Origin of the sequence: Microbacterium sp. K24, assembly GCF_004794465.1 — a bacterium.
GTDB lineage: Bacteria > Actinomycetota > Actinomycetes > Actinomycetales > Microbacteriaceae > Microbacterium.
In genome coordinates this window covers 1-12,965 of the sequence record NZ_SSDJ01000108.1, presented here as the reverse complement: position 1 = coordinate 12,965, position 12,965 = coordinate 1, and the positions used below count along the sequence as shown (strand labels likewise).

Genomic DNA, 12,965 nt, shown 5'->3' with positions numbered 1-12,965 from the left:
GACACGGTAGAACGGACGAGAACGTCGCCGAAACCCCTTGACGCCGTCTCCCGCCATGGCTGCGGCGCTGCTAGTCACTCGACCGAGGGATGCGGACGCCTCCCTCGCGCAGCCGGGCTTCGACGAGCGCGAGAAGCCGCTCGGCGGCAGTTCCCTCGTCGGACCCGAAGTCTCGCACGAGCTGGTATCGCGCGATGGTATCGGTGCGTGCCTGCATCCCGGTGACGATGCGAAGGTGCTCCGGATTCGCGAGGTAGTGGTCCGCCATGGCGGTGGCGACCTCCGCGATCCGTGGATCATCCGGAGCCCATGTGGCCGATTCCGCACCCAGTCTGCTCAGGGCGACGAACTCCGGGTCCAGGAGCGCCTGCTCGATCGCGGCGAGATGGTCGTCGAAACGCTCGGGCACGAGGGCTCTCGCGAGGACGAGCCCTTCCCGTGACGATTCGATCTCCTCGTGGCTGAAGCCGTGCGCCGGCATCCGATCGAGAAGAGCCACCGCACGTTCCGGGAGGAGCGCGCGGTTCCCGTCGGCGAGGCGGCGCAGCGTGCCGCGCCGCTCGATCAGCTCCTCGATCTTCGCCGTGAGCTCCCGCTCGACCCCCTCGATGGCCCCGGCGAAGGCCGCATCGTCGGCATCGAGCAGTGGAGCGATCTCTGCCAGCGGCACTCCGGCAGCCGCCAGCGTCCGCACCCGCACGAGGCGCAGGAGGTCGTCGGCGTCGTATCGGCGATACCCGGAGGTATCGCGGTGCGGCTCCGGGACCAGACCGAGCTTGTGATAGTGACGCACCGTCTTGATCGTCACTCCGACGTACGCGGCGGCCTGGCTGATCGTGACTCCCGTGCTCATCCCTCCAGCTTCCCGGCACGAGGCCCTGGACGGTCGCATCCACGCCGTCCAGGGCCGCCCCACTCGGCCGCTCAGGCGGCCGGAGTCGCCGACCGGCCGCCGCGGAACACCTCGTCGACGAGACGCTGCGTACCCTGCTGGAAGGGAATCGCGAGAGAAAGCGTCGCGTCGTCGACGTAGTTGAGCGTCGCCGTCATCGTCGTGCGCCCATCAGGTGTGGCGTACATGAGCGCCGCGTGTCCGCCCGCGCCGCCGTTGTGCGTGAGCACGGTCCCGCGCTCGCCGAGGTCCTGCACGAAGAGGCCCAGGCCGTAGCCCATGCCGGGAATCGGCGTCTCGCGGGTCGTGCACATCTCGTCCCGCAGCTCAGCGGGCAGGAGCGTGTCCGTCGCGATCGCCGAGATGAAGGTCTGCAGATCCTTCGACGTCGAGACCATGTCGCCGCCGCTGGAGATCCACGACGGGTTGACCTCGGTGACGTCGACGGTCTGCTCCTCGGCACCCTCGCCGAAGCGGTAGTACGCGTGCGCGTGCGGCTCGGGGATGGCGGTCTGGTACGTCGGCTGCAGCGTGCCGCTCAACCCCAGCGGCGCGATGATCAGGCGGGTCATCTCCTCGTCGATCGAGCGTCCGGTGACGGCCTCGATGATGAGACGCACGATCGTGAAGTTGGTGTTCGAGTAGCTCCAGTCCGCACCCGGCTCGAAGCGGGCCGGCTTCGAGAGCGCCAGGCGCACGAGGTCCTCGGGAGCGTGCGAGGCGAAGCGCTCGCGCACCCATTCCTCGCCCGACGTGGTCGAGACGCTGCCCGCGACCACAGTTCCGTCGGGGTAGTACTCGCCCGTGAAGTTGAAGATTCCGCTCGTGTGCTGCAGCAGCATCCGCACAGTCACGCGAGGATCGATGTCGAACTCGGGCAGGTATTTGGCTGCGGATGTGTCGAGGGCGAGGCGTCCCTCGGCGACGAGGAGCAGCGCGAGTGCGGCCGTGAACGTCTTCGTGTTGCTGCCGATGCGGACGTGCCCGTCGATCGGCGGGGCGGCGTCGCCGCCGATCTCACTGCGACCGGCAGAACCGGTCCACTCTCCGTGTTCGTCACGGACGCGGAGGGTGATCCCGGTGATGCCCGACTCGATGATCCCCTCGAGGATCTGCTGGAGCTCGGGGCGGTCCTGCATGATGGCGGCGCGGTCGGTCGGGGGGAGGGGACGGTCATGGCATTGCTCCTGTGGATCTCGTGCGAGCGACCCGTTCTCGGTGCCGCTGCCGCGAGCTTCGACCTTGACCCAAGGTCAAGGTCAAGAGTTCTTCTCCGAATCGCCGAACGGACCCCGTATCACTGCCGTCGGCGGTCGTCCAGGGGGCGCGCACCGCGGCGATCCTCCCTAGGCTCGGGAACCATGGACTACACACAGCTGGGTCGCACGGGCACGTCGGTCTCACGGATCGTGCTGGGCACGATGAACTTCGGTGAACGCACCTCCGAGGAAGACGCGTTCGCGATCATGGACCGCGCCCTCGAGCTGGGCGTGAACTTCTTCGACACGGCGAACGCCTATGGCGGCTCGGCGGGGCGAGGTGCGACCGAGGAGATCATCGGCCGGTGGTTCGCTGCTCGCCCGGGCGCGCGCGACGGCATCGTGCTGGCGACCAAGGTGCATTCTCCGATGGTCGCTCCGACCGCGGACGGCGACGTGGTCAACTCGCGCGGTGCGTCTGCCTGGCAGGTGCGTCGGGAGGCCATCGCATCGCTGCGGCGACTGCAGACCGACCGGATCGACCTGTACCAGTTCCACCACATCGACCGCCATATCTCCTGGCCGGAGCTGTGGCAGGCGATGGAGGTGCTCGTGAATCGCGGCGAGGTGATCTACACGGGCAGCTCGAACTTCGCCGCCTGGAACATCGCTCAGGCGAATGAGATCGCCCAGCAGCGAAACTTCCTCGGCCTCGTGAGCGAGCAGTCCCTCTACAACCTCGCCCAGCGTTCGATCGAACTCGAGGTCATCCCCGCGGCGCAGAACTACGGTCTCGGCATCCTGCCGTGGTCGCCGCTGTCGGGCGGGCTGCTGAGCGGCGGATCGTCGGATGCTAAGGCGAGGTCGAACACCGAGCGGGTGGCGGCGCAGCGCGCCGAGCGTCAGGACCAGGTCGACGCGTACGAGCTGTTCGCGAAGGAGCGCGGCTGGGCCCCGTCCGCGCTGGGACTCGCCTGGCTGCTGCACCAGCCCGGCGTCACCGGGCCCATCATCGGACCTCGCACGGTCGCGCAGCTCGAGTCGGCTGTGTCGGCGCTGGACATCACGCTCAGCGAAGACGATCTCCGCGGACTCGACGAGATCTTCCCCGGTCCCGGCGGGCAGGCTCCGGAGGCCTACGCCTGGTAGGACGCGCGCAGCGCCGAGCCGTCGCGATCGCGCCCGGCGCCGGCATCCGACAGGACGAGTGGAAGATCGCGCATCACGACGACACTGTCGAACACGGCGGACCCGGGCGGGAGTGCATCGAAGAACGATGACCGGAGGTGGTGCAGCCGAGCGGTCTCGACCTTCCACCGATCCGTCGCGAGGGTGACCGGTTCGACGGTGCTCCGGTCGTGCGCCAGCGACCACCCGACCCGGCCCGCGCGATAGAACTCCGATGCCTCGTCGACCGACGCGAACACTCCGCTCGACCACTCGCCGCCCACTTCGACGTCGGCATCGAGACTGTGGCTGCCGGCCGACATCGCGACGGCGTAGCGATCTCCCGCCTCATCGATGCGGAATCGCGCCCTGCGATGCACGCCCGGGAACAGCCGCCCTCCGAACAGCACCGGATGCCACGCCGAAGAGTGTCGTTCGAACACGAAGACTCCGCGGGCGGGCCCGTCAGGGCCGTCCCACTCGACCGCCATGCGATGGGCGGCGTTCTCGGAGCGGAGGCCCCACGGCCGCCGAGACCAAGGGGGCCGGATCGATTCCAGGCCGAGGATGCAGATGCCCGCGATCGCGGATCCATCGATGAGCTGAGGGCGGAAGCCGGTCGGGAGAAGCGAAGCGGCGAGTGAGGGTTCCAGGCGATAGCTGAGGAGGAGCCGCCTTCGGAGCTGTGCTCGAACGCTGCGGATGATCGTCATGGTTTGAAATTAGCACTGTAGCTAAATGACGACAAGGGCCGTCGCGCGCCGACGTGTTCGTTCGCCGGCAGGGGCGGCTATCGTCTTCTCATGGGAACCATCATGTACGGCGGTGCGACCTCGCCGATTCACATCGAGGACCGCGCGCTCGCGCACCTGAAGGTCGTCATCGCCACGAAACTGCGGCGGAACGAGGCGTTCACCCTCTCCTGGCGGCATCCCGAGGATGAGCCCGACGGACGATCCACGATCTGGCTGCACCCGTCGATCCCGCTGCGCTTCACCTTCGAAGAGCCCGAGACTCCGCCGCTGAATGCGAAGTGGATCGAAGAGCTCATGCAATCGGCGAACTCGACCGGCGGCATCTCGCTCGTCGACGAGGTGCTGGACACGCCCGAGCCCGAGTGATCAGGTCCGCACGCGGGAGCTCGTAGCACGTCTGCCGCTGTCCGCAAGGCCCTGGTCCCGCCCGCGCCGCCTTTCCTAGCGTGGAGGAATGAACGCTCGCCATCGTGCCCGTCTCATCGTTCCCGCTGCCATCGCGCTCGCCTGCTTCGTCACCGGATGCACGGCGACGAACGCGCCCGAACCCACCGAGGCCGACGCGCCTTCCCCTTCGGCATCCGCCGGACCGACACCGACACCGACGGCCGCAGCCTTCACCATCCCCGACACGACCGATCCCGTACAGGTCGCGATCACGCTCAAGTACGACGGAGACGACCCGTCGGGCGAGATCGTCGCCGGGCCCGCCGTGCTCGTCGCCGACCGGCCGTTCTCGATCGAGGGGCAGTGTCAGGGCGACGGCGTCGGCTTCGAGGTGATGACCGCCGACGGTGAGAAGCGCGTGATCGCCGACGGCGACTTCGACTGCGACGACCCTCCCGCCGGAGAGTTCACCTACCAGCTGCCGTATGCCGGACCGGTCCAGGTGAACCTCACCGACGCCGACGACGTCGACCAGGCGTGGGTGCGCGTCGTGCAGCCCTGACAAAGGCTGGGTTGCGGGCTTGACCGTGTTCCGACGATCCGCTGCAGCAGTGGCTGCTCGCCGAGACCGCCGCTCAGGCTCGACGCGCCCCGTCGGGACTCGGACGTATTGGCCGACACCTGCCGCGGCGCGGCTGTCGGCGTGACCAGCGGGTCAGTCGAGTGCCGCGATGGCCTCGATCTCGACGAGCAGATCCGGTCGCCACAGGGTCTGCACGCCGATGACGGTGACCGGGGGCAGGGGAGAGGGGAAGCCGTCGGATGCCTGCGCGCGAGCAGTCCCCTCCCAGAGGGCATCCGCCAGGTCGGCCTGCCAGCCGGCGACGTAGAAGGTCAGTCGCGCGATGTCCTCGACCTTCCCTCCGGCTCCGGTCACGGCCGTCGCGACGTTGCGGAGCGCGGCGTGCACTTGCCCTGCGAGGTCGGCGTCGGTCCTCTCGCCCGCGGGTGTCACCGCGAGCTGGCCCGCGAGTAGAAGCAGTCGGGAACCGCTCGTCGCGGCGACGGGGGCGTAGTCGGTCTGCTGGAGCAGGCCGTCGGGGCGGCTGAGAGAGGCGGTCATCGGGTTTCTCCTTCGGAGGTGGAACGGGTGGCGGAGGGGGCGACGGTCAGAGCGTGCACGACAGCTCTCCCTCGGGCAGCTCGAGGTCGATGAGATAGGCCGCGGCGATCTCGTCGACGCAGGGGCTCGCCCCGGACGAGACGACGGTGTGGCCCTCGCCCTCGACGGTCAGCAGGGTGCTGCCGAGCGACTCGGCGAGACGGATGCCGCCGGCGTGGGGTGTGGTCGGATCGCCCGTGATCGACACCACGAGCGTCGCCGGGAGCCCCTCGACGTCCGTCGCGTATGGCACGCCCAGCTCGCCGGTCCGCGGCCAGTCGGCGCACTTGTCGCGGGCCGCCTCCGTCACGTCGGTGCCGGGATCCATGAACGGGGCACGCGCGTAGGTGTCGGCCCGCAGCTGCGCGAGGTCATCCGGGGAGAGCACGTTCTCGTCGACGCAGTTGATGGACATGAGAGCCTCAGCGGTACCGTCGGACGCGTCGCCGTCGACCTCCAGCCCGCCGATGCCGTACGCGAGTTCGAGCAGCTCGTCGCCGCGGCCCGCCTGCACCTCGTGAAGTCCGGCGATGATGCGCGGCCAGGCATCGGGGGAGTACAGGCCGCCCATGACTCCGCTGAGCGCGACCTCGAAGGTCAGCTCCTCGCCCCGCGCCGGCACCGGCTCGTCGGCGAGCGGACGGATGATGTCGTGGAACGCCGAGGTCCAGGAGGCGGGGTCGGCGCCCAGCGGGCAATCGGGCTGTGTCGCGCACGACGCCGCCATCGTGTCGAACGTCGCCTGGAACCCGGCGTAGGACGAGATGAGCCGGTCCTGCTGCTCGAGCGTGGGATCGAAGGCGCCGTCCAGGATCATCGCCCGCACGTTCTCAGGGAACTGCTCGGCGTAGACGGACCCGAGCCGTGAGCCGTAGCTCTGGCCGAGGAAGTTGAGCTGCTCCTCGCCGAGCACCGCGCGGAGCACGTCCATGTCGTTCGCCGTCGTGCGGGTGCCGACGTTCGCCAGCGCGTTCATGCCGCCCGAGCCGTCGGCGCACCGCTCGACGAGCGCCCGCGTGTCGGCCGCGGTAAGTGCGGGGGCGATCGTGCCGAGGCGTTCGAACACCGCGTCACCCGCGGTCGTGCCGTCGTCGGAGTAGCAGTCGATCGCGGGCTCGGACGCGCCGACTCCGCGCGGGTCGAATCCGATCAGGTCGAATCGCTCGGTGATCTGGCTCTCGGCCAACGTCACGGATGCCGCCATAGTCGTGAGGAGTCCGGGGCCGCCCGGGCCGCCCGGGTTGTAGAGCAGCGAGCCCATCGATTCGCCGCGGGCGGCGATCCGCACGACGGCGACGGATGCCGTGTCACCCTCGGGCTCGGAGTAGTCCAGCGGCACCTCGAGCCGTGCGCACTCGGCGTCGGGCGCGAGGGGGAAGTACTGCTCGTCCAGCGAGGTCACGGCATAGTCGGCGCAGTCCTCCCAGGTGAGGTCCTGCGCGTGGAACCGGTCGAGCGATACCGCAGCCGAAGGCTCTCCCGCCGAGGGAGTCGGCGGGGTGCACGCGGCCAGCACCGCCACGAGCGCGGCCGAAATCGCGAGGGCCGCGGCGCGGCGCAGATGCGAGCGACGCGAGAGGGGCGGTGCTGCCGGTCCGGATGCGGGGAGACGTCTCATGCAGACGAGTGCACACCGTGTTCCCGGCACAGGGTCAAGTCAGGGGATCGAGATCGCTCCCCCCGCGGCGTCGCTCAGGTCGGGACGTCGATGCGCCCGGCGGGATTCTGCTCGGCGGGCTCCGGCACGAGATACAGACCGCTCGGCGAATTCGCGGTGAAGGCGAGGGCTTCGACCCATTCGCGGTTGATCGCGGGCTGACGGCTGCCGCTGTACTTGAACACGAGCGAGCTCCGCGCCTGCACCCAGACGGTCGTGCGTCCTCCGCCGACGCTGAGGTCTTCGCGCCAGGTGAACGGGAACGGCTCTCCGCGGCGGAGTTTCGCCGTGATGACGAGCTGAAGGTGGGTCAGCGCTCGGTCCTCGATATCGGTCTTGACGTTGCCCTCGTAGATGAATCGCCCCATCGTGCGTGTTGACTCCCGCTCCCAGACTTACACCGTAAACAACTTACAGTGTAAGGCTAGCGCGAGAGTTCTGCACCGAGACGATCGAGCAGGCTCTCGAGCGAGGCCTCGAACTCCTCGTCGCTGCGATCCTCACTCAGCAGGGGACGGAGCCGGACGATCTGGGAATCGTCATCGATCTCTGTCTCGCCGTCGCCTTCCGGCACTCCTGCGCCGCCCTCGTCGAGCGGCTCTTCGAGGGGGCTGATCTCCGCACCGCGCACAGCCGACTCGAGGAGCAGCTGTCCGAGGAGGAAGCTGCTGAAGGACCGGTAGGTGTCGACAGCCTGCCGATCGGAGAACCCGTGGCCGATGAGAGTGTCGAGGAACAGCTCGACGACCTCCACGCTGCGCAGCGGCGGGCGCAGCCACGGTGCCGCCGGGTGTCGAGTCGCGACGAGCGGGAAGGCGCGAGGGTGATCGATCGCGATCTGCCGCACCCGGTGCGCGACCGTCTGCAGGAAACCTTGCCAGTGCTCGGTCAGGACGTCGTCGAAGCTGGCCGTCAGGTCGCTCATCAGCTGGTCGACGACGGCTTCGAGGAGGTCCTCCCGGCCGTGGACGTAGCGGTACAGCGACATCGCCTCCACGCCGAGCTCCTGCGCCAGGGAACGCATCGACAGGCTCTGGGCGCCGATGGTGTCGATCTGGCCGAGGGCCGTCTCGACGATCAGCTCGCGGCTGAGGTTTCCGGCCGCCGAGCCCCGTTGCTTCTCCCGCGAACGATCCGGCATGCGCCCACGCTACTCGCATGCGGGCCGCCGGTGCGGCTAGCAGGAGAGAGAAGTCCGGGCAAGGGGCGCGGTGATCCGGCGCCGATGGCATAGAACAGGATCATGCAGAAGATCTTGTACGGCGGCGAAGAGTTCCTCACAGGCGACGAGATCGCCGATGCGCTGCTGGCGTACGGCCGGGCGCTCGGCGATGACGAGCGCGCGGAGATCGTCGAGATCCCGGTCGTGGAAGACGACGGCTCGATCGTCGAGGCGAAGTTCCTGATCGGCCCGGCGAGCCAGATCGTCGCGAAGCAGGTGAAGCATTCGGGGGAGGAGCTCATGGACGATGACCTCGTCATACGCCTGAAGGACCTCACCCGCGCCGTCGAGTCGCCGACCGCCGGACCCCTGGAGATCTCGCCCAGCGACGTGCCCGAGATCGACTGATCCTCTCGGTCGGAGTGTCACCGCCCGTCTCCGCCTCGCGCTACATCCTCCGATCGAGGCTGCTTCGCGGGGCTTTCCTCAGCCTCGTGATCTCGGGCATCGGGATCTCGATCACGATGCCGCAGATCACCCTGTTCCTCGTCGGCGAACTGCATCTCACCGACGCGCAAGCCGGTCTCTACTTCCTCACCAACCTGACGGCCCCGATCGTCGGGTACGTGGTGGGATCGCTGTCGGATCGCGCCGGCTCCCGCCTGCTCGTCTTCCGCCTCTCCGCGATCGCGGGGTTCACCGGCTGGGTGCTGATGGCCGTCGCCATGCAGGCCTGGATGCCGTTCGCCATCAACGCGATCCTCCTGAGCGCCGCCGGCGCCGGCGCCGCGCAGCTGCAGGCCGCGGTGCGTGACGAGCTGAACCGGTCGCCCACCCCGGCAGACAACGAGGTCGTCGCGATCATCAGGATGGCCATGGCGTTCGGGTGGATCGTCGGGCCCGTCCTGGGTGCGGTCCTCGGCGCCCTGATCGGACTGCGTCCCCTTCTGCTCGTGACGGGGTTCAGCGTGCTGTTCTCCCTCGTACCGCTGATCGGGGTGAGAGCGGATGCCGTCGTGCGCGACGTGACGCCGACGCGCTCGCCGCAGACGACGGCCCCCGCACGGGCCGCCCACCCGCGGACGATGCTGCCGCTGCTCGTCTTCACCGGGATCTACGTGCTCATCATGTGCGGCGAGACCGTGAAGCTCGCGTATCTGCCCCTCTACATGGACGGAGAGCTCCGCGTCGACGCCGGAGTGCGGGGCGCCGTCATCGGGCTGCAGCCGCTCGTCGAACTGCTGCTGATGCCGATCGCCGCGAAGCTGGCCAGCCGATACGGGTTCGCCCGCGTGCTCGTCGTCGGCGCGGTGATGGCCGTCGCGGCCCATGTGTCGTACGCGTCGGCGGGCTTCGTCGCGCCGCCCCTCGTCCCGCTGGTGATCGGCCAACTGTTGATGGCCGGGGTGATCGCGACCTTCGGCGTGCTGGGCATCACGGTGGCCCAGCGTCTGGTCCCGACGCGGGTCGGAATGGCGTCCAGCGTGTTCCTCAGCGCCTACGCGATCAACGCGGCCGTCGGAGGCTTCGCCGGCAGCGTCGGGTCGAGCTGGCTGGGCATCCCGCAGCTGTTCTGGATCCCCGCGGTGATCGCCTCCCTGGGAGCTGTCGCACTCGTCGTGCTGAACACGCGAGTGCCCCTCGATCAGCGCCCTCAGCCTCGATAGGGTCGGGGCATGCCAGAGCCAGAAGACCACTACGCCGACCACTACGACGTCGCCGTGATCGGCGCGGGGCCGGCCGGCACGGCTGCCGCCCTCCGCGCATCAGAACTGGGGGCGAAGGTGGTCGTGCTCGAAGCCGGACGCACCGGCGGGACGTGCGTCAACACCGGATGCGTGCCGACGCGCGTGCTGGCGAAGACCGCTCGACTGCTGCGCGAGTCCCGTCACGCCGACGACTACGGCGTGCGCGTCGGAGCGCCGTCGATCGACTGGGCGACCACCGTCGAGCGGGTGCACGAGCGCGTCGAGCGGGTGCGTTCCATCAAGCGGGAGGCCGAGCGCTTCGCGGAGGCGGGCATCGATCTGATCCACGAGGGGCGGGCGCGCTTCGCCGACGATCGCACGCTGGTGCTCGACAGCGGGCGGCGCCTCACAGCCGACACGATCCTGATCTGCGTCGGCGGGCACTCGAGACGGCTGCCGGTCCCCGGCGCAGAGCTCGCCACGGTGCCGGAGGACGTGCTCTCTCTCACGACCCTCCCTCGCCGCGTCGCGGTGATCGGGGCAGGGAACACGGGTGCTCAGCTGGTCACCGTCTTCTCGTCCTTCGGATCGGAGGTCACGCTCCTCGATGTCGCTCCCCGCGTGCTGATGGCCTCGGACTCCTCGATCGCGGCGACCGTCGGGGCGGCCTTCTCGGCGCAGGGGATCGATGTGCGCACCGGCATCGAGACCGTCGCGAGCCTCGAGCAGGCCGACGACGGCGGCATCCGCCTCACCTGGCGAGAGTCCGGAGAGTCGCAGGCGTCGACGTTCGACGTGGTCATCATGGCCACCGGCTGGCCGGCCGACGTCGAAGACCTCGGCCTCGACAACGCGGGAATCGAGATCGAACGCTCCGCGATCCCCGCCGACCGCTATTTCCGGACCGTCGTACCCCACATCTTCGCCGTCGGCGACGCGAACGGGCGGGACATGCTGGTGCAGGCCGCGCAGTTCGAGGGCGAGGCGGCGGCCGAGAACGCCGTGCTCGGCGCGAACCGACGCACGCCGCATCATCTGCTTCCCGCCGGAGGGTTCACCGATCCCGACTACGCCGGCGTCGGACTCACCGAGGAGCAGGCCCGCGAGCGCGACGCCCAATGCGTCGTCGTCTCGGTTCCCTATGCGAGCCTCGAGCGCGCGGTGATCGACGACCGCGAGATCGGCTTCCTGAAGCTCATCGCCGATCGTCGGCGCGAGCTCATCCTCGGCGCCCATGCGGTCGGGGAGAACGCGATCGAGGTGATCCAGTCGGTCACGACCGCGATGGCCGCCGGGGTGGACGTCTCGACGCTCGCCGGAGTCCGGTTCGCCTACCCCACCTACAGCGCGATTATCGGCCTCGCCGCCCGTGCCGTCCTCGCGGAGCCGGCGGACACCGCCTCCGCGGAGCCGGCCTGATGGCGCCGGCATCCGAGCCCATCGACATCGACGTCGAGCACGTCACGACGAACGGCGCGACCACGCGCGTGGTGCGCATCGATTCGACAGCGCCGGAGAACCGCAGGCCCTTCGTGCTCGTGGCGGGGGTCGGCGTCGCGGCGAGCTACTTCGAGTTCCTGGCGCCGACCCTGGCCGAGCGCGGTGACGTCTACGCCCTCGATCTGCCCGGGTTCGCGGGGATGGCGCGTGCGGACGGCCGGCAGCCGACGATCTCCTTCTTCGCCGACCAGGTCGAGGCCGTCCTCGACCGCTACGACCTGCGCGATCCGGTGCTGATCGGACACTCCATGGGCACGCAGGTCGTCACCGAGGTGCTGACCCGGCGCCCCGACCTCACGCATGCCGTGCTCGTGAGCCCGGTCGTGGACGAGCAGGAGGCGACGGTGTTCCGGCAGGCGCTCCGATTCGTCCGATCGGCGACCAGGGAGTCCCTTCACCTCGCGGTCATCGCGGTCTCGGCGTACCTGCTGTGCGGCCCCGTCTACTTCCTGCGCGTGCTGCCGCATATGCTGCGCTATCGGATCACCGAACGCGTGGGTGCGGTCGAGAGCTCGCTCCTGTTCATCCGCGGAGAGTTCGATGCCACCTCGACCCGCCGCTTCCACTCGCGACTGGTCTCCGCGGCGAAGAACGCGTCGCGCTGGGAGATCGAGGGAGCGTCGCACTCGATCATCAACGGGCACGCGGTCGGCGTCGCGAAGCTGACCCTGCAGCACATCGCCGGCGAGCTGGCGGCGAAGGGTCGTCTCGCCGACGAAGATGCGGTGACGCCACCCCCTGCCCGCGTCGACGCCGCACTCGTGCGCGCCGCGGTCGCGGCGAGGGTGGACGAGTGGGTGAGCGCCCTCCGCCGGGATGAGCGGGGGGTGGAGCGAGCGAAGGAGCGGCACGCGCACGTCCTGTGGCTCGCCTACCGTCGCACGGCGTGAGGCCCGGCACGCGCTGCGGACGTCATTCGTGCTCCGGCAGCAGCGGCGTCGACCAGCCCGGATCGCGACCGAGCTGCGTCGCCCGCGCGACCGAGGTCGACCCATAGCGGTCGCGCACGGCGTCGAGCACCGAGTCGAGGCGCTCTCCGTCGTCCCAGTCGAGCGGAAGCTCCGGCTGCACGCGGTCGGCGCGGTCGAGCTGCGACAGCGAGATGCCGATGAGCGTGATCCCGCGCGCCGTGATCTCCGTCTGGGCGGCGGAGAGCAGCATCCGCGCCACGGAGAGGATGCGAGTCGTGCGATCGGTCGGGGCGCCGAGGGAGCGTGACCTGGTCGCCTTCGTGAAGTCGCCGAAGCGCAGCCGCAGCACCACGGTGCGGCACACGCGGTCGCCGTCGCGCAGACGGCGGCCGAGCCGATCGACGATCTGCGTGAGGATGAGGTCGAGCTCCTCGGCCGACCGCGGGCGGGTGCCCAGCGCGCGTTGCGAGCCGATGGACCCGCGG

14 protein-coding genes and 1 pseudogene are annotated in these 12,965 nt (G+C 69.4%); 7 read left to right on the top strand and 8 right to left on the bottom strand.

Annotated features, from left to right (window positions below; genetic code table 11):
• Positions 1-70: 70 nt before the first annotated feature.
• Complete coding sequence (locus tag DW306_RS10460; RefSeq protein ID WP_136055541.1) at positions 71-853, bottom strand: MerR family transcriptional regulator; 783 nt, start codon at positions 851-853, stop codon at positions 71-73.
• Between the two features lie 71 nt (positions 854-924).
• Complete coding sequence (locus DW306_RS10455; RefSeq protein WP_136055540.1) at positions 925-2,031, bottom strand: serine hydrolase domain-containing protein; 1,107 nt, start codon at positions 2,029-2,031, stop codon at positions 925-927.
• A 222-nt stretch (positions 2,032-2,253) separates the two neighbouring features.
• Here DW306_RS10455 and DW306_RS10450 point away from each other — a divergent pair, with 222 nt between their 5' ends.
• On the top strand, positions 2,254-3,240 hold the full coding sequence (locus tag DW306_RS10450) for an aldo/keto reductase (protein WP_136055539.1): 987 nt from the start codon (positions 2,254-2,256) through the stop codon (positions 3,238-3,240).
• Here the strand turns inward: DW306_RS10450 and DW306_RS10445 are convergent.
• Positions 3,228-3,971, bottom strand: coding sequence for a DUF2071 domain-containing protein (locus DW306_RS10445; protein WP_136055538.1), 744 nt, complete (start codon positions 3,969-3,971; stop codon positions 3,228-3,230). The two genes, DW306_RS10450 and DW306_RS10445, sit on opposite strands and share 13 nt — an antisense overlap.
• 90 nt (positions 3,972-4,061) lie before the next feature.
• Between DW306_RS10445 and DW306_RS10440 the strand changes: the two genes are divergently transcribed.
• Positions 4,062-4,379 carry a hypothetical protein gene (locus DW306_RS10440; protein WP_136055537.1) on the top strand — a complete coding sequence of 106 codons (318 nt, stop codon included), beginning with the start codon at positions 4,062-4,064 and terminating at the stop codon, positions 4,377-4,379.
• Positions 4,380-4,467: 88 nt separating this feature from the next.
• Positions 4,468-4,962: a hypothetical protein gene (locus DW306_RS10435; protein WP_136055536.1), complete on the top strand. Its 495-nt coding sequence runs from the start codon at positions 4,468-4,470 to the stop codon at positions 4,960-4,962.
• A 153-nt stretch (positions 4,963-5,115) separates the two neighbouring features.
• Here DW306_RS10435 and DW306_RS10430 read toward each other — a convergent pair whose 3' ends face one another.
• The 4 genes from DW306_RS10430 to DW306_RS10415 all read right to left on the bottom strand — a co-directional run bounded on the left by DW306_RS10430 (position 5,116) and on the right by DW306_RS10415 (position 8,360).
• Positions 5,116-5,523 (bottom strand): RidA family protein, encoded by a 408-nt coding sequence (locus DW306_RS10430; protein ID WP_136055535.1) that lies wholly within the window; start codon positions 5,521-5,523, stop codon positions 5,116-5,118.
• 46 nt (positions 5,524-5,569) lie between these two features.
• Positions 5,570-7,180, bottom strand: coding sequence for an alpha/beta hydrolase (locus tag DW306_RS10425; RefSeq protein WP_136055534.1), 1,611 nt, complete (start codon positions 7,178-7,180; stop codon positions 5,570-5,572).
• A 74-nt stretch (positions 7,181-7,254) separates the two neighbouring features.
• Positions 7,255-7,587: an ATP-dependent DNA ligase gene (locus DW306_RS10420; RefSeq protein ID WP_136055533.1), complete on the bottom strand. Its 333-nt coding sequence runs from the start codon at positions 7,585-7,587 to the stop codon at positions 7,255-7,257.
• A 56-nt stretch (positions 7,588-7,643) separates the two neighbouring features.
• Positions 7,644-8,360 (bottom strand): TetR/AcrR family transcriptional regulator C-terminal domain-containing protein, encoded by a 717-nt coding sequence (locus DW306_RS10415; protein ID WP_136055532.1) that lies wholly within the window; start codon positions 8,358-8,360, stop codon positions 7,644-7,646.
• A 102-nt stretch (positions 8,361-8,462) separates the two neighbouring features.
• Here DW306_RS10415 and DW306_RS10410 point away from each other — a divergent pair, with 102 nt between their 5' ends.
• From DW306_RS10410 to DW306_RS10395, 4 genes are all read left to right on the top strand, one after another.
• Positions 8,463-8,789 carry a hypothetical protein gene (locus tag DW306_RS10410; RefSeq protein WP_136055531.1) on the top strand — a complete coding sequence of 109 codons (327 nt, stop codon included), beginning with the start codon at positions 8,463-8,465 and terminating at the stop codon, positions 8,787-8,789.
• Positions 8,790-8,875: 86 nt separating this feature from the next.
• On the top strand, positions 8,876-10,048 hold the full coding sequence (locus tag DW306_RS10405) for an MFS transporter (RefSeq protein WP_136055530.1): 1,173 nt from the start codon (positions 8,876-8,878) through the stop codon (positions 10,046-10,048).
• A gap of 9 nt (positions 10,049-10,057) precedes the next feature.
• Complete coding sequence (locus DW306_RS10400; RefSeq protein ID WP_136055529.1) at positions 10,058-11,488, top strand: NAD(P)/FAD-dependent oxidoreductase; 1,431 nt, start codon at positions 10,058-10,060, stop codon at positions 11,486-11,488.
• A complete protein-coding gene (locus DW306_RS10395; protein ID WP_136055528.1) occupies positions 11,488-12,459 on the top strand; it encodes an alpha/beta fold hydrolase in 972 nt (323 codons plus the stop codon). The genes DW306_RS10400 and DW306_RS10395 overlap by 1 nt, the downstream gene beginning before the upstream one ends.
• 22 nt (positions 12,460-12,481) lie before the next feature.
• On the opposite strand, the pseudogene DW306_RS10390 reads toward DW306_RS10395, so the two are convergent.
• Positions 12,482-12,965: pseudogene (locus tag DW306_RS10390) on the bottom strand (DNA polymerase IV); the annotation flags it as partial.

What these genes read in the sequence shown, in the direction of transcription:
- DW306_RS10455 (WP_136055540.1), bottom strand. Translation starts at nt 2,031, where the DNA reads ATGCAGGACCGCCCCGAGCTCCAGCAGATCCTCGAGGGGATCATCGAG.
- DW306_RS10430 (WP_136055535.1), bottom strand. Translation starts at nt 5,523, where the DNA reads ATGACCGCCTCTCTCAGCCGCCCCGACGGCCTGCTCCAGCAGACCGAC.
- DW306_RS10400 (WP_136055529.1), top strand. Translation starts at nt 10,058, where the DNA reads ATGCCAGAGCCAGAAGACCACTACGCCGACCACTACGACGTCGCCGTG.
- DW306_RS10435 (WP_136055536.1), top strand. Translation starts at nt 4,468, where the DNA reads ATGAACGCTCGCCATCGTGCCCGTCTCATCGTTCCCGCTGCCATCGCG.
- DW306_RS10395 (WP_136055528.1), top strand. Translation starts at nt 11,488, where the DNA reads ATGGCGCCGGCATCCGAGCCCATCGACATCGACGTCGAGCACGTCACG.
- DW306_RS10420 (WP_136055533.1), bottom strand. Translation starts at nt 7,587, where the DNA reads ATGGGGCGATTCATCTACGAGGGCAACGTCAAGACCGATATCGAGGAC.
- DW306_RS10425 (WP_136055534.1), bottom strand. Translation starts at nt 7,180, where the DNA reads ATGAGACGTCTCCCCGCATCCGGACCGGCAGCACCGCCCCTCTCGCGT.
- DW306_RS10415 (WP_136055532.1), bottom strand. Translation starts at nt 8,360, where the DNA reads ATGCCGGATCGTTCGCGGGAGAAGCAACGGGGCTCGGCGGCCGGAAAC.
- DW306_RS10450 (WP_136055539.1), top strand. Translation starts at nt 2,254, where the DNA reads ATGGACTACACACAGCTGGGTCGCACGGGCACGTCGGTCTCACGGATC.
- DW306_RS10440 (WP_136055537.1), top strand. Translation starts at nt 4,062, where the DNA reads ATGGGAACCATCATGTACGGCGGTGCGACCTCGCCGATTCACATCGAG.
- DW306_RS10460 (WP_136055541.1), bottom strand. Translation starts at nt 853, where the DNA reads ATGAGCACGGGAGTCACGATCAGCCAGGCCGCCGCGTACGTCGGAGTG.
- DW306_RS10410 (WP_136055531.1), top strand. Translation starts at nt 8,463, where the DNA reads ATGCAGAAGATCTTGTACGGCGGCGAAGAGTTCCTCACAGGCGACGAG.
- DW306_RS10445 (WP_136055538.1), bottom strand. Translation starts at nt 3,971, where the DNA reads ATGACGATCATCCGCAGCGTTCGAGCACAGCTCCGAAGGCGGCTCCTC.